Below are 26,030 nucleotides of genomic sequence, written 5' to 3'. Positions count from 1 at the left end.
TTCAGCCTCTTTTGTTTTTTTAACAACAATTAAATCGTTATGCAGTCATAACTTACGCTCTTTTCTCTGTAAGTTTTACACTCATATATTCCGTCGGAGACATCCCAAACTGCTTGGCAAAATTCCTCCCGAAATGTGTTTGCGAACTGTATCCCACCATTTCGGATATTTCATAAATCCGGTAATGATTTTCTACAAGCAACTCCGCAGCTTTTTTTAACCGGGAAATATTAATTAATTCATGCGGCGTAAGATTTGAAATTGCCTTGATCTTTCTGTAGAGAGTAGGGCGGCTCATATTCATAATATCCGCTAAATGATCTACATCCAGATCAACATTTTCTATATTTCTGTAAATTGCTTCCTGAAGTTTCTCTAAAAAGCTTTCATCCCACCTGGAATGAGCCATCGTTTTAATATGAACAAGGGGTGTGCTTGCAAAATAGTCTCTCAGTTTTGTCCTGTTCAAAAGCAGGTTGGCTATTTGTACCTGCAGGTGTTCGGGCGAAAAGGGTTTTTCGATATATGCGTCAGCGCCTACCTCCAATCCTTCAATCTTTGACTTTAAGGTGTTCTTCGCTGTAAGCAGTATTATTGGGATATGACTGTAATCAAAATTAGATTTTATTTTAGTGCATAGTTCAAATCCATCCATCACCGGCATCATAATATCGCTTATTATCAGTTGTACCGGTTCTGTTTCAAGTATTTTCAGCGCTTCTTCACCGTTCAAAGCTTTGAGGACGGTGTACTTTTCGCTCAAATCATCAGCGAGAAAGTCAAGGATTTCCTCATAATCATCCACTAATAAAATTAGAGGTTTAGTGTCTGTAGTAATTTCTTCTTTCATAACTGGTTACATGCTCATTACGGGATTAAATTCTATTTCCTGATGAATGGGTAAAGTCAGTGCAAAGACATTGTATTCATCTTCTGTATAAAGCAGGTTCAATGTGCCTTTATGAAGTTCTGCCAATGACCGGGCTAAAGACAAGCCAATACCTGTTCCTGATTGTTTTTCTGCCCCTTTTATACGGAAAAAGCTTTCAAATATCTTGTCTTTCATTTCGTAAGGAATAAGATAGCCATCGTTTTTAATAAGAATTGTAAAAGTGCAGTCGCCTTCCTTCACATCCAGCAGCCGGATGCAAACCTTACTTTTCGCATATTTAACAGCGTTGTTTAAAAGGTTACTGATAATTTTGGTAAACGCTTCCATATCAACATAGGCATAAAAAGATTTTAGAGGGATCTCTTGCTTAAATTTAAGTTTTTTCTGTTCAGCAGCAGGCTTAAAGCGCAGATAATTATCCTCTAAAATTTTAACAAGGTCTGCTTTAACAAAATTCAGGCTGAAACCTTTTATTTCTGTTCTTCTGAAGTCTAAAAGCTGATTGGCCAGATCAAGAAGCCTGTCGGTATTTTTTTCCATAATCAACAGACTGTTTTTAATCTGAGGCACGTCTCCAGCTTTTTTAATAACCTTTTCCATTGGGCCTTTTATCAAGGTCAGAGGCGTTCTTATTTCATGCGCTACATTGGTGAAAAATTCGATTTTAGCATGATAAATTTCTTTTTCCTTTTCGTGTTCCAGAAATTCTAATCTTCTTTTATTCTTCTCTTTTATATGATTATGGTAAGATCTCGAAGCAAAATAGATAATGCTTGCTGTTAGCATACAATAAAGTAAATAGGCCCAGTTGCTTTTCCAGAACGGAGGCAGTATTTCGATACGAAGGCTTGTTCCTTTTTCATTCCAGATACCTGTATTGTTTGATGCTTTTACTTTAAATGTATATTTTCCAGGCGGAAGCTTAGTATAATAGGCTTTTCGGTTGGTTTTAAGATAAGTCCAGTCTTTGTCCAACCCCTCCATTTTATAGGCATACTCAGTCATGTCCGGTGATGTATAACTCAATGCCGCAAAATCAATGCTTATTGAAGACTGGTTATATTCCAGTCTGATTTTATCTGTAAGTGTTATTGACTTTTTTAAGGGGGAACCTTTTTCGTTAATGGAAAGGTCTTTGTTAAATACCTGTAATCCGGTTATATACACCGGAGGAATGTAGGAGTTTTTAATAAAATTATCAGGATTAAAACGTATAAGGCCGTTTACACTACCAAAATACATTCTGCCCGTCGCATCTTTAAACGATGAATGGTAATTAAACTGATCACTCAGTAGCCCGTTAGCTTTGGTATAGGTCTTTACTTTTTTTGTTACGGGGTTAAAACATACAAGGCCTTGCGAAGTAGTTACCCAAAGTAATTTGTGTTTATCTTCAAGCACCGAAAAAATAATATTACTTGGAAAGCCGTTTTCAATAGTATATCGTTCGAAATTGCTTTTTCCTTTATTGAGCATGCACAGACCACCTTCTGTGGCTATCCATAAATTACCAGCTGTGTCTTCGAAAATACGGTTTACCCTGTTATTGACTAAGCTGTTTTTGTTATCGGCCTGATGTATGAAATATCCTTTTTTTCCTGTTTTCGGATTAAAGTAGAACAAGCCGTCCCAAATGGTTCCCAGCCATAATGTTCCCTTAGTATCTTCAAACATAGTTGTATAAAAAATGTAGTCGGGCACTTCTTTTATGAGTAGAAAATTATCTCCAGCCTGATTGTATTTATACAACCCTTTCGTGGTGCAAAAGAAGGTCTCACCCACCCGTGTGCGATATATGCTATAGATAAAATTACTTTTAAGAGAATGAATGTCCGATCCGTACGAATAATGTTTTAACACTTTTCCGGTTTTAATATTCATTCGGTCTAATCCATGTTCAAAAGTACCTACCCATAGGGTATCGCCGACAGCAAGAATGCCGTGGATATTTGAATGTGCGATACCTGAAGGTGAACCCGTGGGCTTATAGGTAGTAAAAGTCTCCTTTTCAGGATCAAATTTATTTAATCCGCCGTCTTCGGTTCCAATCCACAGGTTGTTGTATTTATCTTCAATAATTTCCCTTACCGCATTTCCGCTAATTGAATTAGTTCCGCTTCTGGGGAAAAATTTTTCAAAAAGTGTAAATGGCTTAGCATGGTAGTTTACTCCGCCAAAATAGGTGCCCGCCCAGATTCCGCCTTCTTTATCTTTACATAAGGTGTAAATGGCATTATCTGAAATGGAATAAGGATCATTGTATTGTTTCTGAATATTAATGTATTTCCCTGTTTCAATATTGTAAATGAAAATTCCTGATTCCGTTGCTATCCAATATTCATTTTCAGACTGTCGGATAAAATTTCGGGCAAATATTTCTGTTTTATCTTTATTGTATGTTAAGATGTCCTTGTATTGATGCGTGTTGAGGTCGAATAACTTTACTCCCTGGTTAGAAGTTCCTATTAATAGCTGTCCCTTTTCCGTATCATAAATCCTCTCTATCCATTTTGAAACAGTAGGTTTTGAATGAGTAAACACATTGAAGCCGGTAAATGAATCGGATACAGGATTGTATTTTTGTATAGTTCCGGTAGAAGCAGAGATCCAGATTTCGTTGTTTTTCGTTACGGCAATAGAAGAGGCTTCAAAATATTCAGAAGATTTATACCTTTTGTATTGATGGGTTCTGGGATTAAAACGGACGAGTGTAGCACCGGCGATGAACCAGATGTTTCCTTTTTTATCCGCTTTTATATCTTTTATATCTTCCTGTGTCGAATTCTTTAATCGCTTAAAATTTTCGGTGTTTGAAGTATATAAAAATATGCCTCTTTCGGTACCTACCCAGAGAACGTCATTTATTTCAATAATAGCTTTAACGGAATTACTTCCGATGCTTGTGGGGTTTTCCGGATCGTTGCGAAAAATTTTAAATGTGTATCCGTCAAAACGGTTCAGCCCATCTTTTGTACCAAACCATAAAAAACCTTTTGAATCCTGAAAACTGCAAAAAACCGTATTATTTGATAAACCGTTCTCGACCAGATAGCGGCTAAAATAATAGGGCTGAGCGTAGCAATTAATCCGTATTGCTATGAGACAAAGGAATACAAAAAGTGCTTTAAGTTTCAAAAAAGTTAGTTGTTTATATCAAATATAAGCGGAAAAATAGCGATTAGAGAGCGATTTTTTATTCGTTTGGTTTAAATTTTACCACTTTTGAGACGAATTGAAGAAAGAATGATACAATGCGAAGAGCCTTCTTAAATATTAATTATTTTCTTTGACAGGACAGTATTGACCTGTGCTTTTTACATTAATCAATATCAAAACCTAAATATAAACCCATGCGATTATTTAAAATCAACCTGGTTCTGCTATCGATATGCTTGTTTTTGCAAAATTGTACCGTACAACGCTCCGCAAGTAAGCAACAGGAAAGATGGACACCTAAAAAGGCAAATGAATGGTATGATAAGCAGGGCTGGCTGGTTGGGGCGAATTTTATGCCAAGTACGGCAATTAATCAGTTAGAGATGTGGCAGGCCGAATCATTTGATACTGTTACCATTAACCGTGAATTGGGCTGGGCGCAATCATTGGGCATGAATACAGCCCGGGTATTTCTACATGATCTGCTGCATCAGCAGGATTCGCTGGGTTTTTATAATCGTATCAATACGTTTCTGCAAATAGCCGACCGACATCATATTAAACCGCTTTTTGTTTTCTTTGATTCCTGCTGGGATCCTTTTCCAAAAACGGGTAAACAAAGAGATCCAAAACCTTTTGTTCACAATTCCGGATGGGTACAAAGTCCCGGACAATACGCTTTAAAAGATTCTACCCAATATCCACGGCTGGAAAGATATGTAAAAGGAGTAGTAAGAAAATTTGCAAAAGACGACCGCATTTTAGGTTGGGATGTTTGGAATGAGCCTGACAACATGAATAATTCTTCTTATGGAAAAGCTGAACTTCCAAATAAAGTAGAATATGTGACTCCCTTGCTTAAAAAAATATTTATATGGGTACGTGCTGCCCATCCTGAACAGCCTCTTACCTCCGGAATATGGGCAGGCGACTGGTCTTCTCACGAAAATTTAAAGCCGATAGAAAAAATTCAGATTGAAGAATCTGATGTTATATCTTTTCATAATTACGATAGTCCGCAGGAGTTTGAAAAACGGATTAAATTATTACAGCGGTATGGAAGGCCATTATTATGTACAGAGTATATGGCGAGGCCAAACGGAAGTACTTTTCAGGGTTTTCTTCCAATTGCAAAAAAATACGATGTAGGAATGTTTAACTGGGGTTTTGTTAACGGTAAAACGCAAACTATTTATCCCTGGGATAGCTGGACAAAAACATACACAAGTGAGCCTCCGGTTTGGTTTCACGATATCCTGAATGCTGACGGTACTCCATACCGACCTGAAGAAACGCAGTTTATACAACAGATCACTTGGGGAAATACCAAATAGGACCTGATCGTCGCTCAAGAGAAAATAACATGATAAGTAGTTTTAAGCTGAGATTTCAATCGTGTGTAATTATCCTGCTGTTGTTAGCTTTTGCCGATACAAATACAGCCCAGGAGTCGGTTAAGCATTTGGGTAAAGATATATACCTGGCAGATCCGACCATATTTTACGATGCCGGTATTTATTATTTGTACGGAACAGTAGGAGGGAGTCCGGATAATGGTTTCCTGGTTTACACTTCTTCCGATATGAAATCATGGCAAGGCCCTGCGGGAAAGAAGAACGGGTATGCTTTACAAAAAGGAGATGTGTTTGGAAGTTCCAGGTTTTGGGCGCCTCAGGTATTCAGGTATAAAAATAAGTTTTATATGGCTTATGCCGCAGATGAAAATATTTCAATTGCAGAAAGTGACAGTCCCTTAGGCCCTTTTACTCAGTATAAGAAACAGGCGTTGGCTGCGCCCGTAAAGCAGATAGACCCTTTTGTTTTTATTGATGCTGACGGAAAGAAATACCTGTACCACGTGCGTTTGGAAAAAGGAAACCGGATTTTTGTTGCCGAACTAACCGACGACTTCTCGGAAATTAAGAAGGAAACTTTAAAAGAATGTATTTCGGCAACTGAGCCGTGGGAGAATACAAGCAACGCCGGTTGGCCGGTTACAGAAGGGCCTTCTGTTCTTAAACATAACAATTTGTATTATCTTGTATATACGGCAAACGATTTCAGAAATCCCGATTATGCAGTAGGCTATGCTGTAAGCAAAAGTCCTTCAGGTCCCTGGAAAAAATCTGTAAACAATCCTGTTTTAAGCAAAAAAGATGTGGGTAAAAACGGAACCGGTCATGGCGATTTTATAAAGGGTGATAAAGGAAATTTGTTCTATGTATTTCATACACATTTTTCGGATACAACAGTTGCCCCCAGAAAAACGGCAATTGTAAAAGCAGGTTTCATAGAAGAAAATACAGGTGAAGACCAGTTAGTGATGGATAAACTTAGTTTTTATTATCCGCAGCTAGAATAATTGATCCTTTCATACCTAAAAATCAGTAAAATACTCATGAAAAATTCGGGATATATCTTCATACTATTTGTTTATACCTTTTTATCTGCATGTTCGTCGCAGTCAAAACTGGCAGTAGCAGAAAAGGGATCAAATACCTTTAGCAATCCTTTACTCCCTTCGGGAGCTGATCCGTGGAGCATGTATAAAGATGGTTATTACTACTATACCAACACACTGGGTAACAGGCTGGCTATCTGGAAAACAAAAGACCTGGCAGAACTTAAAAATGCAGAACAAAAAGTAATATGGACTCCGCCCACAGGAACCGCTTATTCTAAAGAATTATGGGCGCCGGAATTACACTTTATTGATGGAAAATGGTATATGTATTTTGCCGCCGATGATGGTAATAATAATAACCACCGGATGTATGTAATTGAGAATGCTTCTTCAAACCCATTGAAAGGGGAGTGGGCTTTAAAAGGGAGGGTGGCTGATACTTCGGATAAATGGGCGATAGACGGAACGGTATTTGAGCATAACAAGCAGCTATATATGTTATGGTCGGGTTGGGAAGGGGACAAGAATGGCCAGCAGGACATTTATATTGCAAAGATGAAAAATCCGTGGACGATAGAGGGTAAGCGTGTGAGAATATCGGCGCCTGTTTATAATTGGGAAAAGAATGGCGATTTAAATGATCCTTCCAATCCGCCTCATGTTAATGTAAATGAAGGTCCTCAATTGCTTGAAAATAGAAAACAGTTGTTTGTGGTATATTCTGCAAGTGGATGCTGGACGGACTTTTATGCGTTGGGTATGCTGAGTTTTACAGGAAAAGATAATTTACTTGATTCAGCATCATGGAAGAAAAGCCTTCAGCCGGTTTTTAAACAGAATCCTGCAAATGCCGTATATGCTCCGGGACATAACTCATTTTTTAAATCTCCTGATGGAAAGGAGGACTGGATCCTGTATCATGCTAATAATGAACCGGGACAAGGTTGCGGAAAATTCCGATCACCCAGGGCACAAAGATTTACGTGGAATGCAGACGGAACACCAAATTTTGGCGAGCCTGTAAAAGTAACTGAGATATTGATGAAACCTTCTTCGAGGCAGCAAACTCGTACTGCTATAGTGGAAGAGTAAACCAGAAAGTTGTTTTTTCGCCTTCAGTACTTTCAACACCCATGTTACCGCCATGTTTCTCAATGATACCTTTGGAGATGTATAATCCTAATCCCATTCCTGAATAGTTTTGTGAAGATTCTTCAACTCTGAAATATCGATTAAAAATATAGGGAATTTTTTCTTTCGGGATTCCTATGCCAAAATCAGTTACTGAAACCTTGGCGACCTGTTCCAGTTCCTGTACTTTTATAATAATCTCAGTTTTGGTTGGAGAATATTTCACAGCATTGGAAATAAGATTATTCAAAACTTGCTCTATGCGAAACCTGTCTGCCTTTAACTGAATATCCGGATCTCCTTCTAATATAATCTCATGTGTCTTGGCGCTCATGAAAATCTCCTCAGAAACATTGAGTATTAGTTCACGTATAGAAAAATGTTCTTTTTTTAGCTGGAGATTTCCCTCATTTATTCTCGAAACATCTAAGAGGTCTTTTATAATATGAATAAGCCTGTTTATCTGGTTGTTTGCCTTGGTTATGAAGGGGTATATGATTTTTCCTTCATTGCTTTCAAGACGGGCCCGGCCTATAAATTGTAAATAAGCTTTAATGCTTGTAACCGGTGTTTTTAGTTCGTGAGCAGCAATGCTAATAAAGTCGTCTTTTTTCTTCATAAGTTCTTTAATAGTATTAAAGGAATGCTCAAGGGCATTTGTCATTCTGTTTAAATTTCCGGCAAGAATTCCAAGAAGGTCTTTTTCACTTTCTTCCAGTCTGATTTGATAATTTCCTAACGCTACCTGGTTTGTAACGCCTTGAAGGATAGAAATGCGTTTTGAAGTTTCAATTTTTTCTCTTTGAAGCTGTTGTTGAAGTAAGGTTTTTTTATAATAGGTTATCTTTAAATTTTTGCAGAAATAATAGGTAGTAATAATAGCAATTATAGCTATCAGAATAATTAAGAAAGGTGTTATGGCTGATAATTGTTTCCAGTTTGAACTTCGTTCTTCCAGTAACAATTCTTCACGTTGTTGCATTCTGTTTATAATTTCCCTTATATGGTCCATTACATTTTTTCCCTGCTTTACTATGTCAACAGGAACCAATCTTCCTGATTTATTTAATGCAACCTGTGCTTCCAGTAAATGAAATTTTGCTTTTATCGCTTTTGTTAATGCAGGAATTTCATGTTGTTGTTCTGCATTATCTGCAGTAAGCGCTTTAATTTTATTCAGGTTGTTTAGTGTGCGTTCAAAAGAATTATTATAAGGATCTAATAACTGAATATCTTTCGTGTAGAGATATCCACGTACCCCGGTTTCAGCATCTTTCATATTTGAAATTATTTTTTCCAGATTTTCCAGAACTGTATGTGTGTGATGTACCCATTCAGCTCTTTTATGAGCTTTCAGGATGCTAATGAAAGAAATTAAAAAAGTAGCAAGAAGCAAAATTATACTGATCAAAAAAGCAGTATGTAAAGTTTTAATAAAGGATTTTTTCATTTTAAAATAATTGATAGGTAATTCTATGTCGGTTTGTTCAACATCCTTCTTATTCAATAACAATACATTTCTCGATTTGGCTTAGTAGAATTGAGAAATAGAAAAGATATACCTTTTGTTATACTGAAAAACAGACAGTGTGATTTGCTTTTGAAAGCATATAGTTCCAGATTTTTCTTCTCAATTTATTGCACTATTCTTCATTTAAGCATCGTGTTTTAATTTCCTTTACCAGTTAATCATCAATTACTTATACTTTATCACAGCAGATACTGCTATCAGTGAAATAAAAATCTCAATCTTTTAATATGCCTCAATTGAGGGCAACAATTGCAAAAGAAGCAAGTTATATAAGAGTACTTACCAAAAAGAGCGCAAAAAAAGATAATCTTTTCAAAATATCAAGGTGAATTAAAAAAGAAACCGCCTCAACTTACTTTGAGACGGCTCCGTTTTATAGTATGATAGAAATAAGTTTCTATTTCTATCTGTAAATAATATTCTTAGTACAAGGACCAATCTTTTTGCGGAAAAGGTATTGTAATTGAGATCGGTTATAGCTTGATCCTGCAATATCTACTACTTTTGGATTATCCAGTGTAAGAGTTACCATTGGATCATTTAATCTCCACGCCTTGATAATATCTTTATTCTTTTTCCAGCTTGGATTTTTGAAAGTAATATTACCGGAAACAGTTGCTCCACGTGCTACAACTGCACCTTTATCAGTTGCTAACCATGCGCCCTGTATCTTACTTCCTTCATCAATATGATTGTTTACAGTTATACTGATTTTTTTTGACTGTTTTAGTGTTCCTGTGTAGAATTTATACACTACAGCCTGAATTCCTGACCAGCCACTTCTATAAGTCTTTGGATTATCAATTAAAATGTTTTTTAATTCATCAGATGGACCATTAGGTTCAACATCTATACCAGCCATTGGGTTGGTACGATCTGTATCTTTAATAATAGGACTGAGAATTTTTATATTTTCTCCACTTATTAAAGAAATTCCATTACGACTGGCTTTTGTAATATCTGCTTTATCAATAGTTATGTTTGTTGAAACAGGGTGGGAAACAGTGGCACCAATATATATTCCATCACCCCATGTTTGAGAGATTTTAGGGCTATATATTGTAACCGAATTAGAGCCTGTAATAGCAAGTCCATGACCACCTTCACCGGATGTTCCTAAATGGTTTGCACGATCACCTACGATAACAGGGTTAACCAAAATTACATTTGAAGCATCCGCTATTTTGATCATTCTATAGTTACCTAAAGAAGTAGGTTTTAATTTAATAACAGAACCAGCCTTGAACCAGATTTTGCGATTGGATGGAATTGTTAACCCGTTAGTGTTTATCATTATTGGAAAAGCCGGGAAAACGATTTGACTATACTTCTTGATAGCTGATTGGACATAGGCTGTATAATCTACAGTTCCATTTTTCACATAACCTGCAGGCAGAGATTTTTCAAGAGCATAGGCAGTAGAACTTAGAGCAGGTGGAGTTAAAGCAAGGCTGTTTGCGGAAGTTGTTAGCTTTGCTTCAGTTAAACTGTCGTTGTTCTGTGGTACGATTGGCTCTTTCTTGCAGTTTGCAAGAGAAAGACATAAAGAGAGCAACATGGTGTTGCCAAGCATTTTGCGGAAATTTTGTTTTTTAATCTTCATAATTTTTTTGATGCTTTTAACGTGGCAGAAGGATAAACAGTTGCAAAAAAACTGAGAAAATTTATTCTCAGTTTATCTTAGTCCGCGAGAACTAATTTTTTACCATGACATAGATATAGCTAAACGGGGATAATTAGAAGAGGCGAAGAGGACGTATTAAAATAATTGGACGAATTACGCTCTTACAGGATATTTCTAACCAAGTTCGCTAAAGACTATTTATAGAGATAGAGGGAGCAAACTAATACTGGTCAAAAGCATAAAAGTTTTTATGTTCTTTTCGGTCTTCCAACCAGCGCCTCCAATCCAATAGCTCAAATAAACATAATGCATTTTACCAGTGTTTCATTGCCTGTAATGCTAATGAATTATCTTTCTTCTTCATAAGCCCTTTTTTTAAAGTGTTCGACACATGTCATTCATAATAAATTCCCTATTACATTGCACACAAATTTTATTGTGTAAATCATATAAGTGAAGACTAAACTTGAGTGTACTGAAGTACTCTTTAATATATCTTAACATTAAATTTCTTTTTCTATTCATAAAAAAGTACCCCAATAAGTATCAAACTTTTGGGGTGCTTTTTTTAAGGAAAAAGAATTTTTAAGTGTTAAGAATGATTTATCTGTAAATAATATTCTTAGTACAAGGACCAATCTTTTTGCTGAAAAGGTATTGTAATTGAGAGCGGTTGTATGTTAGTCCTGCAGTATCTACTACTGTTGGATTATCCAGTGTAAGAGTTACCATTGGATCATTTAATCTCCACGCTTTGATAATATCTTTATTGTTTTTCCAGCTTGGATTTATAAAGGTAATATTACCAGAAACGGTTGCTCCACCAGCTACAACTGCACCTTTATCAGTTGCTAACCATGCGCCCTGTATCTTACTTCCTTCATCAGTATGATTGTTTACAGTTATACTGATTTTTTTTGATTGTTCTGGTGTTCCTGTGTAGAACTTATACACTACAGCCTGAATTCCTGACCAGCCACTTCTATAAGTCTTTGGATTATCAATTAAAATGTTTTTTAATTCATCCGATGGACCATTAGGTTCAATATCTATACCAGCCATTGGGTTGGTACGATCTGTATCTTTAATAATAGGACTTAAGATCTTTACATTTTCTCCATTAATTAAAGAAATCCCATTACGACTGGCTTTTGTAATATCTGCTTTATCAATAGTTATGTTTGTTGAAACAGGGTGGGAAACAGTGGCACCAATATATATACCATCGCCCCATGTTTGAGAGATTTTTGGGCTATATATTGTAACAGAATCTGAACCTGTAATAGCAAGTCCATGACCACCTTCACCGGATGTTCCTAAATGGTTCGCACGATCACCTACGATAACAGGATTGACTAAAATTACATTTGAAGCATCCGCTATTTTTATCATTCTATAGTCGCCTAAAGAAGTAGGTTTTAATTTAATAACAGAGCCGGCTTTAAACCAGATTTTCCGGTTAGAAGGAATTGTTAACCCGTTAGTGTTTATCATTATTGGAAAAGCCGGGAAAACGATTTGACTATACTTCTTGATAGCTGATTGGACATAGGCTGTATAATCTACAGTTCCATTTTTCACATAACCTGCAGGCAGAGATTTTTCAAGAGCATAGGCAGTAGAACTTAGAGCAGGTGGAGTTAAAGCAAGGCTGTTTGCGGAAGTTGTTAGCTTTGCTTCAGTTAAACTGTCGTTGTTCTGTGGTGCAATTGTTGGCTCTTTCTTGCAGTTTGCAAGAGAAAGACATAAAGAGAGCAACATGGTGTTGCCAAGCATTTTGCGGAAATTTTGTTTTTTAATCTTCATAATTTTTTTGATGCTTTTAACGTGGCAGAAGGATAAACGGTTGCAAAAAACTGAGAAAATTTATTCTCGGTTTGTCCTAGTCGAAAAAAATGCTGGTAAAACGGGGATAATTAGAAGAGGCGAGGAGGACGAAGTTGTAAGAAATTTTATGATGAAGAGTGATACGTTTAAATAGTGATTTTAACAGAAGTATAGTCAAAGTCTAGTTCTTTTACTCTATCTGGCCTATCTGTGAATTCCCTTCTTATTAGTAAATAGAGTGAACCTGCTAATATTCTCTTTCTCATTTTACTACACAAAGTTGTTTTACCGCCCAGCGGTCGGTTTCTGCTTAGTGCTTTTTATATCAACTGTTTATGCTGTCTTTAATATTCGTCTTTGATCAGTGAAATAAAAATCTCAATCTTTTAATATGCCTCAATTGAGGGCAACAATTGCAAAAGAAGCAAGTTATATAAGGGTATTTAACAAAAAGGAAAAATATAGGAAATACTTTACGCTACTTAGAAAAACAACTATTTATTAATTTAAAACAACAAGTATGACTAAAAAATCAATTTTTGTTATTGCTGCAGCCCTGTCTGCCGGTATTTCTGTCAATGCCCTTGGTCAAACCCAGCCATCTGGCAATTCCGGCAGCTCATCTTCAGCCGGTGCTGCAACAGGTTCTGGTACTGCTACCGGGAATGTAGCCACTACATCTGCTACTGCCGAAAAGCTTACTTTTAGCACCTTATTGAGTACTTCCGGACTGGATAAAAAGTTACAGGGAGAATATACTTTCTTTGCGCCATCAAACGAAGCCTTGTCAACACTGTCTGTTGATACTACTGAAGCAGGAAAAGCGAAATTGACATCTCTTTTAAACAATCATATTGTTCAGGGGAAATACACTTCAAAAGATCTGGCAAAGGCAATTGCAGCAGGAAAAGGAAGTGCTTCTATGGCTACGCTTGGCGGAGAAAAGCTGACATTTAGAATCAATGAAAATAAAAATCTGGAAGTTTCTGACACCAATGGAAATACTGCTGTAGCAACCAGTTTCGATCAGACAAATACTAATGGAATTACGCATGTAATCGATAAGCCATTAGCTCCTAAACAATAAAATTTTTCAATCTTAACAAAAGCCTCTTTAAAAAGGAGGCTTTTGTTATTCTTCAACCCGTCATTTCATCAGAATTATAAAACGTATTGTTAAAAGAAGAAACCTGTTTTAACTGCCTTTCAATTCTAAATAATAATTGATCTATCTCAAAAGGTTTTGAAACCACATCGTTGGCACAATTATCAATTATAGTCTGAAAAACTTCCGGATGTGCAGACAAGATAATTACGGGGATAGTTTTAGTTGAAGGATTATTCTTAATATTGCGGCAAATATCTCTTCCGTCCTCGTCAGCTAATACAATATCTAACAATATCAGATCGGGTTGAAAGCTTTTGATCTGATCAAATACGTTTTTCCCCGATAGAGAAGTTTGCACGTAATATCCAGCTTTAGTTAATATTAATTCAACGGTTTCGAGTGTTAAATTCTCATCATCGATACAAAGTATTCTTTTAGATATCTTCTCCACAATTGTTCTTTACGGTAATAATTAAACTGTCCTATATTTTTAAAGAATAAATAGACAATTTGTTTTTTTAATGTGATAAAAGTATATGCTTAGCAAGCGTATTCCTTTACCTTGTTTATTACCTCATCAATGTCGAAAGGCTTCTTTATAAAGGAATCAGCATTGCATGAACCGGCAATTTCTTGTAAATCAGCTGCTCCGGAAATCAGAATAACAGGAATGTCCACTGAATCAGGATCTTCCTTTAATTCTTTACATATTGTATGGCCGAGCGAATTTCCAAGAAAATGATCGAGCAGTATCAGGTTAGGATGCAGTTCATCCAGGGAACTTAAGGGAGTTGAATTTGTAGAAGGAATTACCGTATATCCTTCTGTTTCAAGGATTGTCTGAATCAGGGATAAGATGTCGGTATCATCTTCTATAACAAGTATTCTTTTCTCCATTGAATTGGCAAATATAAACTGATATTACATAACAGAATGAGAGAAGTTTTTTAAGAAATGTAATTATAACGTTACCTTAAAACACTAGAGTATAAGCTAATGTATTAAAATTTTTAAAGCTCTTTTTATCAGCAATATCTACAATTTTAAAATTTGAATTTTTAATAGTTTTTCACCTTGAAAAAATGATTATACTCCGAATAAACTATTTGTAAATTTAATTCTAATTTCCCCCTGTAAGTCTTCAATCGTCCTGAAAATCTCTTTTAATGTTACCTGTTCTATCTTGGTGAGGTTTTTTACATTAATGTAGTTATCTGGCTCCATTTTGTCATTCACAATCTGATTTGCCTGTTGCTTTAATCTTAAACTCATTAAGAAGTAATAGGATTGAACAATTTCGTGGAGTTTCTTTTCAGTAAATACCCCTTTTTGGTGTAAGTTTTTAATCCTTTCGCCCGTGTTTGTTTTAAAGATACGGTTCTTTAATGCATAAACACGTATTAGGTCAACAATCGGTGTCATTGCTTTCTTAATGTCAAATACTTCCTGATTTTCAATTACTGTAGTCTTGATGTTTTTAAAGAAAGTTAAGGGAGGCTCGTATTGCAGAGCATTCTTTGCTAAATAGAAAAACAGCTTTTCATTGGGTTTCTGTAATTCTTTATCCAGAAAATCCTGTAGTTCTTCCATAATTAATTTGTCGCCGTACAGGTACCTGCAGTCAAAAAAAGTTGAAAATTTAATAACTGTTTCTGGAAGTGCTTCTTCCATCCAGCTTATATAATTTCTTTTCCAATGCGATAAGGAGTGTGTCCATTTAGGGTTTTTCGCCATAAATCCTCCGCTGCAATAGCTAAATCCGATAGAATTTAATCTTTCAGATACAATTTCTGCAAACTTTAAAAAATATTCCCGAACTTCTTCACGGTGCTCGTTTGCTTTATCTTCGTAGATAATTGCATTGTCCTGGTCGGTTTTTAATGTCTGTTCTTTTCGACCTTCACTCCCCAATACCATAAACACGAATTTTGCCGGTGCAGGGCCAAGTTCGCCGACAACACCTTCAATAACTTTTATAGCGATGGTATCAGCAATGGTTGTAATCATCTGGTTAACAATTTCTGCATTTACGCCTCTGTTTAGCAGTTGTTTGATGATTTCAGGTACATGCTGCCATTTCTTTTTAAGCTCGCCAACCGAAAGTGCAAGTTTTACTGACTGGATAAAAAGGAAAGGTGATTGAGTTTGTTCGCTTAGCAGTTTGTTGCGACTCAAAAATCCCAGGTAATTATTGTTCTCTTCAACCAGCAAATACCGTGTTTTAGTGCTGAACATCATTAATATTGCTTCGTACACATATGCCTGTGAATTGATAGCTATAACGGGAACGTCCATTATTTCGCCAAGGAGTGTTTCTGAAGATTTTTGCCTTGCAATTACATTGTCTCTTAACGTAATATCGGTAACATAACCTTTTATTGTTTCTGTGCGATCTTTTACGAACAGGCAGCTTACTTTTTGTTCGGCCATTTTTTTTGCGACCTCATACACGGGAGTGTCTGTATAGCACGAAACAATGTTTCGTTGTTCCAGGCTTTCGATTTTTCTGGTATAGATCCGATCAGCTGCTATATAACTTTCCTCAAACGAAACAGGATTTTTATAAAAATGAACAAATTCTTCATTAGTCATTCTCTTCCCGAATTCTTTGGTAAAATAGAGGAAGAAGTCTTCAAAGGCCTTGCAAAGTTCCCTGAAGTCTTTACGGGGTAAAAAATAAATCCGGGTTCCTTTTTTTGCTATTACCGTTCTTAACGATTTTTTCCTGTTTAGTAAAACGGAAACTCCACCGTAGCAATACCCTGGGGGGTGTATTTCTGCTAATCGTTTGTTTTGCGCACTGTCATAAAAGAATGATTCGTATTCGCCTTCAACGATTATGTCTACTCCTTTCATTTTTGTTACCTGCTGATGATAGATTACCTCCTTTTTTAAGTAAGTTATTTCTTGTAACAGCTCAGCTACGCCTTTAAGAATTTCATCTGAAAGAAGATTGAAAGGTTTTACAGTTCGCAGGAATTCTAATTTATGACTCATAAAAAGTAGTAAATTATCAGTGCACTTAATAGTATGAATAGGGGGATAAGGTAATACCAGATGTTTACTTCAGTTCTTTTTTCAATAACATTTTTTTTCTGATAAAGCTCTGTTTCATTGATTAAACCTTTCTCAAGTAATTTAAAAAAACATTCAGCAGTTGCCTGTGCATCTGCCAGTGCGTTATGCTGTCCCTCAAAATTCTTCGAAAAAAGAAACTGATACAATTCGTTTAAACTCAGGTATTTTTGTTTAAGATTTCTTGAAAGATGCTTGGTTGCCTGCATGGTGCAAAACACCGGTAGTTCTTTCAGCTGGTTTTTCTGCCCCGTTCTGTAATATTCAACATTGATAAGCGCAGTATCAAGTTCCAGAAAATGGCCTATCACTAAAGGCTTATATTTTTTTAAGTCCTGCGATAACTGTTTAATAACTTCTTTTCTCCGTTCACCATTTTCAGCCAGGAAACTTTTGGTCAATCCATGTATCTTATAAGCTGCAGGTTCAATTTGGAAGTCATTATCACAAATGTAATAATTGGCGGCTTTTATCTCATGTTTGGCTTTATCATAAACTATCCAGGCTATTTGAACAATGTGGGGCCATTCTTCTTCTTTAAAGAAAGGTGTATTCCAGTTTGCAGGTGCTCCGGAGGCTTCAGTATCAATAAACAGTAGATAGTTCTGCATCAGGAAAATTAATAATGCCGTTAATATAAGCGATTTTACTCCCGGAAGATATAAGAAATAAAATCAGATAGAATTTATTAAGTATTTTTTGCAAAATTCCGTGCTGCTTAGTACTTCCGTTTCCGAAAAATAAAAATCATTCTTGTCTTCGGTAATTATACAATTGCAGTTGCTTTCTAAAGAAGCATAATATTCAAGCCCGTCTTCAAAATCGTGTATTGATGAATTTTGCAGTGTTTTAAAAACTGCTGTTTCGGTATTACCGGCAATGGAAATATGCCTGCAAAGCAAATCAATCTTTTGTCTGGCTAATGAAGTTTTGTGTTTTTTTTCAGCAAAATAAAAAGCAATAGTCAGGCAAACCGGTGAAGTGAAAAGCCGATACTGTTTGGTTCCGGAAAGGCTTAATATTCTTGAACTGAAAGTAAACAAGGGATATTCTTTGTTTAAAACAGAAACCAGGATATTGGCATCAAGAAATAATTTCATTTTCTGGATTCAAAAAACTCCTTTTTAGATGCTTTCCTGGAGCGCTTAACCTGATATTCTGCTTTGCCTTCGGCGAGTTGATAAACCCAATCGGCAACAGGTAACTCTTCTAATGCTTTATATTCTGTAGAAGTAGCTTTGTTTAACAGATACTCAATAAAACGGGATAGGCTGATGTTGTTATCAGCAGCATACTGCTTAGCTTTACGAACAACTTCTTCGTTAAAGCTTAATGTTAATTTGGTATCCATAGTTTAAAAAGTATTTTCAAATATAAATAATTAATACGTATAATAAAAATATTTTATACGTATTTTATTCAAAATATTCTTTAAACATGAAAAGCCATAATAGGGCTGTTTTGAAATTCTGAAATCGCTAAAATTTAGGGATTCCCTGATAGTAAACCTCATTCCAGCGAAGTTCATTTCTTAACTGGTCCAGCTTTGTTTCTTTTCCAATGTGAATGTATTCCAATCCGGCGATCTCGGCAAAATCCTGTATGTTTTGGGCGGTAAGATTCTGACTGAAAGCCGTATGATGTGCTCCTCCCGCATAGATCCAGGCCGCACCGGCTGTTTTTATATCCGGAAGTGGTTTCCATAGCACCCTTGCTACAGGTAATTTCGGAAGATTATGCTCAGGTTCAACAGCTTCCACTTCATTTACTACTAACCTGAAACGATTACCCATATCAATAATGGAAGCATTTAGGGCCGGGCCGGATGCAACATTAAAAACAAGCCGAACGGGATCAGTTTTTCCGCCTATCCCTAATGGATGTACCTCTGCAGCAGGTTTTCCCGAGGCGATAGATTCATCAATTTCTAACATGTGCGATCCTAAAACCAGCGAATTATCGGGATCAAAATGGTAGGTGTAATCTTCCATAAAGGCATTCCCGCCTTTTAACCCGGTTGCCATCACTTTAAAAGCCCGTACTAAAGCTGCAGTTTTCCAGTCGCCTTCGGCTGCAAAGCCGTAACCTTCATTCATTAAACGTTGAGCAGCAATTCCGGGTAACTGAATGAGGCCGTGCAGATCTTCAAATGTATCTGTAAATCCTTTAAATCCTCCGTCATGAAGAAAAGTTCGTAAGCCAATTTCAATTTTAGCAGCTTCACGTAAAGCAGTATGTTGCCCTCCGCCTTTTCTCAATTCCATAGCGATTGTATAACGGTCTTCGTACTCATCGATTAACAGATCAATAGCCTGAGTGCTTGTTTCGTTTATTACTTTTACCAGGTCTCCAACTCCATAAGTGTTTACAGAATATCCAAACTTCAATTCGGCTTCCACTTTGTCGCCTTCAGTTACAGCAACATAGCGCATGTTATCGCCAAAGCGGGCAAATTTCGCTCCCTGCCAGTCGTGCCAGGCACTTGCAGCTCTTGTCCAGGATGAAATCTGGCTTAATACTTCTTCATCCTGCCAATATCCAACAACCACTTTACGGTTTATTCTTAATCGCGATACAATAAACCCAAATTCACGGTCGCCATGTGCGCTTTGATTCAGATTCATAAAGTTCATATCAATAGACTTCCATGGAATATCGCGGTTAAACTGAGTGTGTAAATGCAATAAAGGCTTTTTTAAAGCAGCCAAACCCCTGATCCACATCTTTGCCGGAGAAAAGGTGTGCATCCAGGTAATTAAGCCTATTACATTTTCAGCGACATTTGCTTCCTGAATTATTGAATAAATCTCTTCCGGAGTTTTAACCGTTGGCTTAAACACAATTTGTACAGGTATTTGGACCGAATTATTCAAGCCCTGTGCTATTTGTTGTGAGTGCTCTGCAACTTTTTTCAGCGTTTCTTCTCCATATAAATGCTGGCTTCCTGTAAGAAACCAAACTTCAAAATCTTTAAGTGTCGTCATTTACTTTTTTAATTATTTTGAGATTATTTCAATATCTGTAGCTTTTGTAGGAAACCATACAGTCATTTCGCCCTTCCCACGGTTTGCCCATGCATAGTAAGGGATGGCGGTAAAGGGCTGTACTGAAGTAGTGATTGTTTTTCCATCGGGAGCAATGTTAATAGCTTGTGCATCGCTTTTTAATACAGTTACTCCATTTAAGAGTGTGCTTTCAAAGGCGCTTATAAACTTTGTGCCGGCAGGGAGAATAATATTACTTGTTTTATTCTGATTATCTTTCCATTCTGCACAGTAGACTAAGGGTCCTCTCTGAAGTGCGATTTTTCCTATATCATCTTTAACTTTTTCGTTTGCAGTAATGGTTTTAACTTCCATTGGCAGGTTAACCTGTACTATATCTCCTTTTTTCCAGGTTTTATTCAGTACAGCGTATCCTTTTTCTATAGAATATTGTACTGGTTTTCCATTTATTGTTATTCTGATTTTTTCAGTATATGGAGATGAAAAAGAGTACAGGTCTGATGCTACAGGCTGATTTTGCGCCCATCCGGGAATTCTGATAAGAAGGTTGAAATCCTTAGCTTTTGCTGGATCTATTCTGAATTTTAAATCTCCATTCCAGGGATAATTATTTTCCTGTGCTAATTTTACTGAAATGTTCTTTATTTTGATAGAAGAAGCACTTTCAGCAAAGAGATTTACATAAAGATTATTGTTTTTAAGCGCATAGATATAACCCGGAATGGAAGGAATTAAACGCGTTAAATTAGTAGGGCAGCAGGAACATTCAAACCATCCGGATCTTTCAGCCTCCATGCTTTTGTGCGAGAAACTGTGATGGATCTGCATTGCATTTGTGTAAAAAAATGATTTTCCATCCAGTCCCACCCCGGATATCAGTCCGTTATATAAAGATCGTTCTAAGACGTCAATGTATTTAGAATCTCCATGCAGTTGGAACATGCGTTGGTTCCAGTAAACGTTTACAATAGCGGCACATGTTTCATTGTAAGCGGTTGAATTGGGAAGTTCGTAATTCTCCCCGAACCGTTCTCCATCTGGTATTGCGCCAACTCCTCCCTGAATATACAGTTTCTTTTGTACAACATTATTCCAGATTTTATCAATAGCATTCAGCATTTTCTGATCGCCTGTTAAGGCTGCAACATCTGCCATCGCAGCATATAAATATCCGGCTCTTACAGCATGGCCTACTGCTTCATCCTGCTCAGTAACAGGTTTGCTGTCCTGCCAGTAACTGCCATTCTCCCAGGGGTTAGTGCTTTTAGCATTATAGCCCTTGTATTTACCCCTTTGCTCTAAAAAGAATTTCGCTGTTTGTAAATATTCCGGTTTTCCTGATACCCGATATAATTTTACCAGTCCCATTTCTACTATTTCATGCCCCGGAGCTACGGCTCTTTTACCGGGTCCGAAAACAGCACAAACCAAGTCAGCATTTTTGATGGCAATGTTTAATAAGGTTTTCTTATTGGTTGCCTGATAATGTGCTACTGCCGCTTCGTATAAATGCCCTGAATTGTATAGCTCATGGCTAATCTCTCTTTCTTTTACCCATCTTTCGCTTCCGGACCAGGGGTGAGGATGAAGCGGGTCAATGGTACGTGCAGTGTATAAATATCCATCCGGCTCCTGTGCTTTTGCTACTTTAATGATCAGCTTATCCAGGTATAATTCCAGTTTCTTATCGGGAAACAAGCTGAGAGAATAAGAAGCTCCTTCAATGGTTTTATAAATGTCTGTATCGTCAAAAGGAAATGTTGTGCAAAATTTTCCTGTTTTTGCAGCTGCCATTTCAAAGTTTTTTACCCTTCCTGTTGATTCGCAACGCTCAAAAGATGCGGGAATAGTAACTGTATGATTGGTTTTTATACGGGGAAGCCAAAAGCTATCGTTTAATTTTACCTGTGTAAAAGGAACAGCTTGGATGAGATAATCTTTTGTTTGGCCGTATGTAATAGAGGTGTAAAAGAGAACGAAGATAATCAGTAAGTTTTTCATGGTATCAGGCTGTTATAGTTGTCCGTAGTAGGAGTGGGGTCCGTGTTTTCTTTCGTAATGCTTTTTTATCAGTGAATCTTTCAGTCGGGGAGCTTTCGGGTTTATTAATTCAGTAAGATGAGCCATTTGTGCTACAGATTCTAATACTGCACTGTTGTAAACAGCTTTTTCGACAGTTTTTGCCCAGGTAAAGGGAGCGTGGTTTCCTACCAGAATCATTTCTACTTCTTCATAGCTTAAACCTTTATCTTTAAAGTAATTTATAATTTGAAAACCTGTCTGAAATTCATAATCGCCTTGTATCATTGTATCAGGCATAGGAGGTGCACATGGAATATCTACAGTAATATGATCCGCATGAGTAGTGCCGAAAATTGGAATATCCCGCTGGCTTTGTGCCCAAGCCGTGGCATAGGTAGAATGGGTGTGAACAATGCCACCGATATTTTCCCAATGTTTGTATAATACAGCATGCGTTTTTGTGTCAGATGAAGGCCGAAGTTCTCCTTCTACAACATTTCCGTCGAAATCAACAATCACCATTTTTTCCGGCGACAATTCTTCATATGGAATACCACTGGGTTTTATTGCAAAAACACCCCTTGTTCTGTCTGCAGCACTTGCATTGCCGAATGTAAATAAAACAAGGCCCAGTTTAGGTAAAGCCATGTTGCTTTCATACGCCATTTGCTTTATCTCATTGTATTTACTCATCGTAATTTGTTATTAGCTCAGGTAGTAACTGAGCGTTTACGTTTTCAATTAAACTGCCCGCCTGCAGATATCGGAGATATCTTTTTGCATATATAGCGGCATGTTTTTCATTTGGTTGATATTCCCTGTCGAAACCTTGCCCCATCGCTTCCATTGCATCTTCTACCTTAGCGTAAATTCCTGCTGCAGTTGCGGCAAACATAGCTGCGCCAATCGCACAGGTTTGCTCAGAACGGTGGATACGGATAGGCATATTCATTACATCAGCCATCATCTGCATAATAAAAGGCGATTTTTTAGCTACACCGCCCATTCCGATTAATCCTTTTACCGGTATTCCCTGTTCGACAAAGCGGTCTGCAATCCTCTTTGCACCAAAACAGGTCGCCTCCGCGAGAGACCGATACATTCGTACAGCGTCACTTCCAAGGCCTAATTCTAAAAATGCTCCTTTTAATAACTGGTTTGCATCGGGGGTACGGCGGCCATTTAGCCAGTCAATAGCAAGTTCTGCACTTTCTTCTACAGGTAATTGCGCTGCAAGCCTGTTGAGTTCGGGAATTATTTTTTCTTCTGTTTCGGCAATCAGTTTATGTTTCGTTTCCGCGTCAATAATTTCTGATTTTGAGAGAATAGTTATTAATGGCCATGTCAGTACTTTTTTAAACCAGGCATAAGCATCCCCAAAAGCAGATTGGCCGGCCTCCATGCCAATCATCCCCGGAATGATAGAGCCAGTAACCTGTCCGCAGATGCCATTTACAAATATGTCTTTTACTTCGGGTGCGGGAGCAACAAGCATATCGCAGGTTGAAGTACCCATTACCTTACTTAAATAATAAGGCTCGATTTGTCCGCCTACAGCGCCCATATGTGCATCAAATGCACCAATACCTATTACAACATCTGTTTTAAGACACAATTTATCAGCCCATTCTTCGCTTAAGTTGCCGGCAGCTTGGTCTGCCGTATATGTCTTTTTAAAAAGCCTGGAGGTAAAGCCCGACAGAAGCGGATCTAATGAACTGAAAAAGTCATCAGGAGGTAAGCCGCCGAAGGCTTCTGCCCATAAGCTTTTATGGCCCGCAGAACAAACTCCTCTTTTAATTTCAGATGCTTTTTTACCTCCTGTAAGTAAGAAAGGAATCCAGTCACAGTGTTCTACCCAGGAGTAACAATCTTTTCTTATATCTTCATCTTCCCTTAAGATGCGAAGCAATTTCGCCCAGAACCATTCTGATGAATACTTGCCGCCTACATATTGGAGGTAGTTAATACTAAACTTTCCAGCATGTTCATTAATTTCTGCGGCTTCCTGAACAGCAGTATGATCTTTCCATAATACAAACATTGCATTTGGACTATCCTCGTATTCAGGATATAAAGCTAGCGGAGTTCCGGTTTCATCTACAGCCACAGGAGTAGAACCTGTTGTATCGACAGAAATTGCTTTAACTTTTGCCCTTATATCCGGCGTAGCCTGTGCTAAACATTCTTTTATTGTATATTCGAGTCCCTCTATATAATCCAACGGATGCTGACGAAATTGATTGGTAGCAGCATTACAATACAGGCCCGATTTCCAACGGGGATAATAGTAAACAGAGGACGTCACTTCTTGTCCGTCGTTTGCATTTACTAAAACTGAGCGTACAGAATCTGTCCCGTAGTCTACTCCTATAACAAACTGGTTTGGTTTCATTGGTTATTAATGTTCAAATAACGTTTATTTTTTTGGAAAAAGAAATAGTATCTGCTTTTTTTCCAAAGAAATTTTATTCAGTCTAAACTTATCTTTAGAGAGAAGAAGTATAGTGACTTAAGAAGACTATAAATTAAAATACCTTGGGTGAATATTAATCCTTGAGAATGATTTGGATACAAAATATTAAAAATAAAATTACCTTGTTATTGATTTGTTAATTATTAATTGTAATATTGACATTATAAATTCTCAACATCGTAAGTAATAAAAAAACCGATAATGAACCGATCTTCTATCAAAATTTTTGCAACACTTTTACTATGTTCTGTTGCTATGAGTAAAACATTTGGACAGGTTTCGAATGATATTATTGTTCATATGAACAAAGCCCAGACTAAAATCAATAAAAATATTTACGGCCATTTTGCTGAACATTTAGGGCGATGTATTTACGGAGGTTTTTATGTAGGCGAGAATAATAAAATTCCTAATACAGCTGGAGTGCGTAACGATGTTGTAAACGCTTTGAGAAAGTTGAAGATTCCAAATTTAAGATGGCCTGGGGGTTGTTTCGCCGACACCTACCATTGGAAAGACGGAATTGGCCCCAAAGAAAAACGTCCGACAATAGTAAATACCTGGTGGGGAGGCGTAACGGAAGACAATAGCTTTGGTACGCACGATTTTTTAAACATGTGTGAGCTGCTCGGTACGGAACCGTACCTCGCGGGGAATGTGGGTAGCGGAACCGTGCAGGAACTGGCTGACTGGGTGCAGTATGTAAACTTTCCTGGTCAAAGCCCTATGTCTAAACTGAGACAGGAAAATGGCCGTGAAAAGCCTTGGCAGGTTAAATACTGGGGAGTAGGTAATGAAGCATGGGGTTGCGGAGGGAATATGACGGCCGAATACTATGCGAATGAGTACCGTAAGTATGCCACATTTATGGGCTACTGGACAAATACAGGTAAACTATTTCGTATTGCCTCTGGTGCGAGTTCTGGAGACTATCACTGGACAGAAACCCTGATGAAAAATATCCCGCATAGTCTGCTTGAAGGAGTGGCGCTGCATCATTATTCGGTAATAAGCTGGGATCATAAAGGGCCCTCTACTACTTTTTCTGAGGAGCAGTATTTTAAAATCATGCAGCAGGCATTGAAAATGGAAGAACTTGTTACCCAGCATTCAGCTATTATGGATAAATATGATCCTGAAAAGAAAATAGCGTTAGTTGTTGATGAATGGGGTGGTTGGTACGATGTTGAACCGGGAACAAATCCGGGCTTTTTGTATCAGCAAAACACCATGCGGGACGCAATGATTGCGGGGGTTACTCTAAATATCTTTAATAATCATGCAGACAGAGTGAGAATGGCTAATCTTGCCCAGGCGATAAATGTATTGCAAGCGGTTATTCTGACCAAAGACGAGAAGTTAATATTAACTCCTACTTATCACGTTATGGAAATGTATAACGTTCATCAGGACGGTACACTTATACCGGTTGAGGTAAAAAGTAACGAATACCAGTATGGTAATGAAAAACTTCCGGCAGTATCTGTATCAGCCTCACGTGATCAGAAAGGTTTAACACATATTTCTTTAGTAAATATTGATGCTAAAAAATCACAGGATATTTCCGTTAATCTTGAAGGGGCTAAATTAAATACGGTAAACGGCAGAATCTTAACATCTGATAAATTGCAGAACTATAATTCATTTGAAAATCCGGAAAAAATTAAACCAGGTGATTTTAAAGATGCAAAGCTGAAAAACGGAAAGCTGCAGGTTAAGTTACCTCCGTTTTCCGTGGTAGTGTTAGAATTAAAATAAGGAGAAGTGCAGATTCCGTTT

Annotated in this window: 20 protein-coding genes; 5 read left to right on the top strand and 15 right to left on the bottom strand. The window is 37.3% G+C overall.

The genetic code is table 11. The features are described 5' to 3' along the window. Nucleotides 1–52: 52 nt before the first annotated feature. Both ACLCDL_RS00760 and ACLCDL_RS00755 read right to left on the bottom strand, forming a co-directional pair. Nucleotides 53–850, bottom strand: coding sequence for a response regulator (locus tag ACLCDL_RS00760; RefSeq protein WP_423146076.1), 798 nt, complete (start codon nt 848–850; stop codon nt 53–55). A gap of 6 nt (nt 851–856) precedes the next feature. Next, nucleotides 857–4,027 (bottom strand): ligand-binding sensor domain-containing protein, encoded by a 3,171-nt coding sequence (locus tag ACLCDL_RS00755; protein WP_423146075.1) that lies wholly within the window; start codon nt 4,025–4,027, stop codon nt 857–859. A 215-nt stretch (nt 4,028–4,242) separates the two neighbouring features. Here ACLCDL_RS00755 and ACLCDL_RS00750 point away from each other — a divergent pair, with 215 nt between their 5' ends. Genes ACLCDL_RS00750 through ACLCDL_RS00740 form a run of 3 tightly spaced genes read left to right on the top strand, consistent with a single transcriptional unit; the run spans nt 4,243 to nt 7,544 of the window. Next, nucleotides 4,243–5,382, top strand: a complete 1,140-nt coding sequence (locus ACLCDL_RS00750) for a cellulase family glycosylhydrolase (protein WP_423146074.1) — start codon at nt 4,243–4,245, stop codon at nt 5,380–5,382. Then, nucleotides 5,364–6,410: a glycoside hydrolase family 43 protein gene (locus tag ACLCDL_RS00745; protein ID WP_423146073.1), complete on the top strand. Its 1,047-nt coding sequence runs from the start codon at nt 5,364–5,366 to the stop codon at nt 6,408–6,410. The genes ACLCDL_RS00750 and ACLCDL_RS00745 overlap by 19 nt, the downstream gene beginning before the upstream one ends. 36 nt (nt 6,411–6,446) lie before the next feature. Then, complete coding sequence (locus tag ACLCDL_RS00740; protein WP_423146072.1) at nt 6,447–7,544, top strand: glycoside hydrolase family 43 protein; 1,098 nt, start codon at nt 6,447–6,449, stop codon at nt 7,542–7,544. On the opposite strand, the gene ACLCDL_RS00735 is transcribed toward ACLCDL_RS00740, so the two are convergent. The 3 genes from ACLCDL_RS00735 to ACLCDL_RS00725 form a co-directional block, all read right to left on the bottom strand. Further along, nucleotides 7,528–9,033: a CHASE3 domain-containing protein gene (locus ACLCDL_RS00735; RefSeq protein WP_423146070.1), complete on the bottom strand. Its 1,506-nt coding sequence runs from the start codon at nt 9,031–9,033 to the stop codon at nt 7,528–7,530. The genes ACLCDL_RS00740 and ACLCDL_RS00735 overlap by 17 nt on opposite strands. A gap of 484 nt (nt 9,034–9,517) precedes the next feature. Continuing rightward, the gene (locus ACLCDL_RS00730; RefSeq protein WP_423146069.1) at nt 9,518–10,717 is read right to left on the bottom strand and encodes a right-handed parallel beta-helix repeat-containing protein; all 1,200 of its coding nucleotides are present in this window, start codon (nt 10,715–10,717) and stop codon (nt 9,518–9,520) included. Nucleotides 10,718–11,341: 624 nt separating this feature from the next. Then, nucleotides 11,342–12,544 carry a right-handed parallel beta-helix repeat-containing protein gene (locus ACLCDL_RS00725; RefSeq protein ID WP_423146068.1) on the bottom strand — a complete coding sequence of 401 codons (1,203 nt, stop codon included), beginning with the start codon at nt 12,542–12,544 and terminating at the stop codon, nt 11,342–11,344. Between the two features lie 541 nt (nt 12,545–13,085). Between ACLCDL_RS00725 and ACLCDL_RS00720 the strand changes: the two genes are divergently transcribed. Continuing rightward, the gene (locus ACLCDL_RS00720; RefSeq protein ID WP_423146066.1) at nt 13,086–13,652 is read left to right on the top strand and encodes a fasciclin domain-containing protein; all 567 of its coding nucleotides are present in this window, start codon (nt 13,086–13,088) and stop codon (nt 13,650–13,652) included. 52 nt (nt 13,653–13,704) lie between these two features. Here the strand turns inward: ACLCDL_RS00720 and ACLCDL_RS00715 are convergent, their stop codons facing one another. From ACLCDL_RS00715 to ACLCDL_RS00670, 10 genes are all read right to left on the bottom strand, one after another. Further along, nucleotides 13,705–14,124 carry a response regulator gene (locus tag ACLCDL_RS00715; RefSeq protein WP_423146065.1) on the bottom strand — a complete coding sequence of 140 codons (420 nt, stop codon included), beginning with the start codon at nt 14,122–14,124 and terminating at the stop codon, nt 13,705–13,707. Nucleotides 14,125–14,213: 89 nt separating this feature from the next. Continuing rightward, a complete protein-coding gene (locus ACLCDL_RS00710) occupies nt 14,214–14,570 on the bottom strand; it encodes a response regulator (protein WP_423146064.1) in 357 nt (118 codons plus the stop codon). Nucleotides 14,571–14,759: 189 nt separating this feature from the next. Continuing rightward, a complete protein-coding gene (locus ACLCDL_RS00705) occupies nt 14,760–16,670 on the bottom strand; it encodes a DUF294 nucleotidyltransferase-like domain-containing protein (protein ID WP_423146063.1) in 1,911 nt (636 codons plus the stop codon). Continuing rightward, nucleotides 16,667–17,359, bottom strand: a complete 693-nt coding sequence (locus tag ACLCDL_RS00700; RefSeq protein WP_423146062.1) for a 3'-5' exonuclease — start codon at nt 17,357–17,359, stop codon at nt 16,667–16,669. Before ACLCDL_RS00700 ends, ACLCDL_RS00705 begins: the two co-directional genes overlap by 4 nt. A 63-nt stretch (nt 17,360–17,422) precedes the next feature. Next, nucleotides 17,423–17,848, bottom strand: a complete 426-nt coding sequence (locus ACLCDL_RS00695) for a PIN domain-containing protein (protein ID WP_423146061.1) — start codon at nt 17,846–17,848, stop codon at nt 17,423–17,425. After that, nucleotides 17,845–18,099 (bottom strand): DUF6364 family protein, encoded by a 255-nt coding sequence (locus ACLCDL_RS00690; RefSeq protein ID WP_423146060.1) that lies wholly within the window; start codon nt 18,097–18,099, stop codon nt 17,845–17,847. The genes ACLCDL_RS00695 and ACLCDL_RS00690 overlap by 4 nt, the downstream gene beginning before the upstream one ends. Nucleotides 18,100–18,226: 127 nt before the next feature. Continuing rightward, nucleotides 18,227–19,732: an L-arabinose isomerase gene (gene araA / locus ACLCDL_RS00685; RefSeq protein ID WP_423146059.1), complete on the bottom strand. Its 1,506-nt coding sequence runs from the start codon at nt 19,730–19,732 to the stop codon at nt 18,227–18,229. Nucleotides 19,733–19,744: 12 nt separating this feature from the next. Continuing rightward, on the bottom strand, nt 19,745–21,754 hold the full coding sequence (locus ACLCDL_RS00680) for a glycoside hydrolase family 127 protein (RefSeq protein ID WP_423146058.1): 2,010 nt from the start codon (nt 21,752–21,754) through the stop codon (nt 19,745–19,747). A gap of 12 nt (nt 21,755–21,766) precedes the next feature. After that, on the bottom strand, nt 21,767–22,468 hold the full coding sequence (locus tag ACLCDL_RS00675; protein WP_423146057.1) for an L-ribulose-5-phosphate 4-epimerase: 702 nt from the start codon (nt 22,466–22,468) through the stop codon (nt 21,767–21,769). Beyond that, nucleotides 22,461–24,170, bottom strand: a complete 1,710-nt coding sequence (locus ACLCDL_RS00670) for a ribulokinase (RefSeq protein ID WP_423146056.1) — start codon at nt 24,168–24,170, stop codon at nt 22,461–22,463. Before ACLCDL_RS00670 ends, ACLCDL_RS00675 begins: the two co-directional genes overlap by 8 nt. Nucleotides 24,171–24,506: 336 nt before the next feature. On the opposite strand from ACLCDL_RS00670, the gene ACLCDL_RS00665 reads away from it, so the two are divergent. Next, complete coding sequence (locus tag ACLCDL_RS00665; protein WP_423146055.1) at nt 24,507–26,009, top strand: alpha-N-arabinofuranosidase; 1,503 nt, start codon at nt 24,507–24,509, stop codon at nt 26,007–26,009. Nucleotides 26,010–26,030 lie beyond the last annotated feature (21 nt).

The sequence above is a fragment of the Rubrilithobacter danxiaensis genome (assembly GCF_047272945.1).
GTDB classification, from domain to species: Bacteria; Bacteroidota; Bacteroidia; order Sphingobacteriales; family Sphingobacteriaceae; genus Rubrolithibacter; species Rubrolithibacter danxiaensis.
The sequence above is the reverse complement of the archived record's forward strand: the minus strand, read 5'-3'. Positions and strand labels throughout refer to the sequence as shown.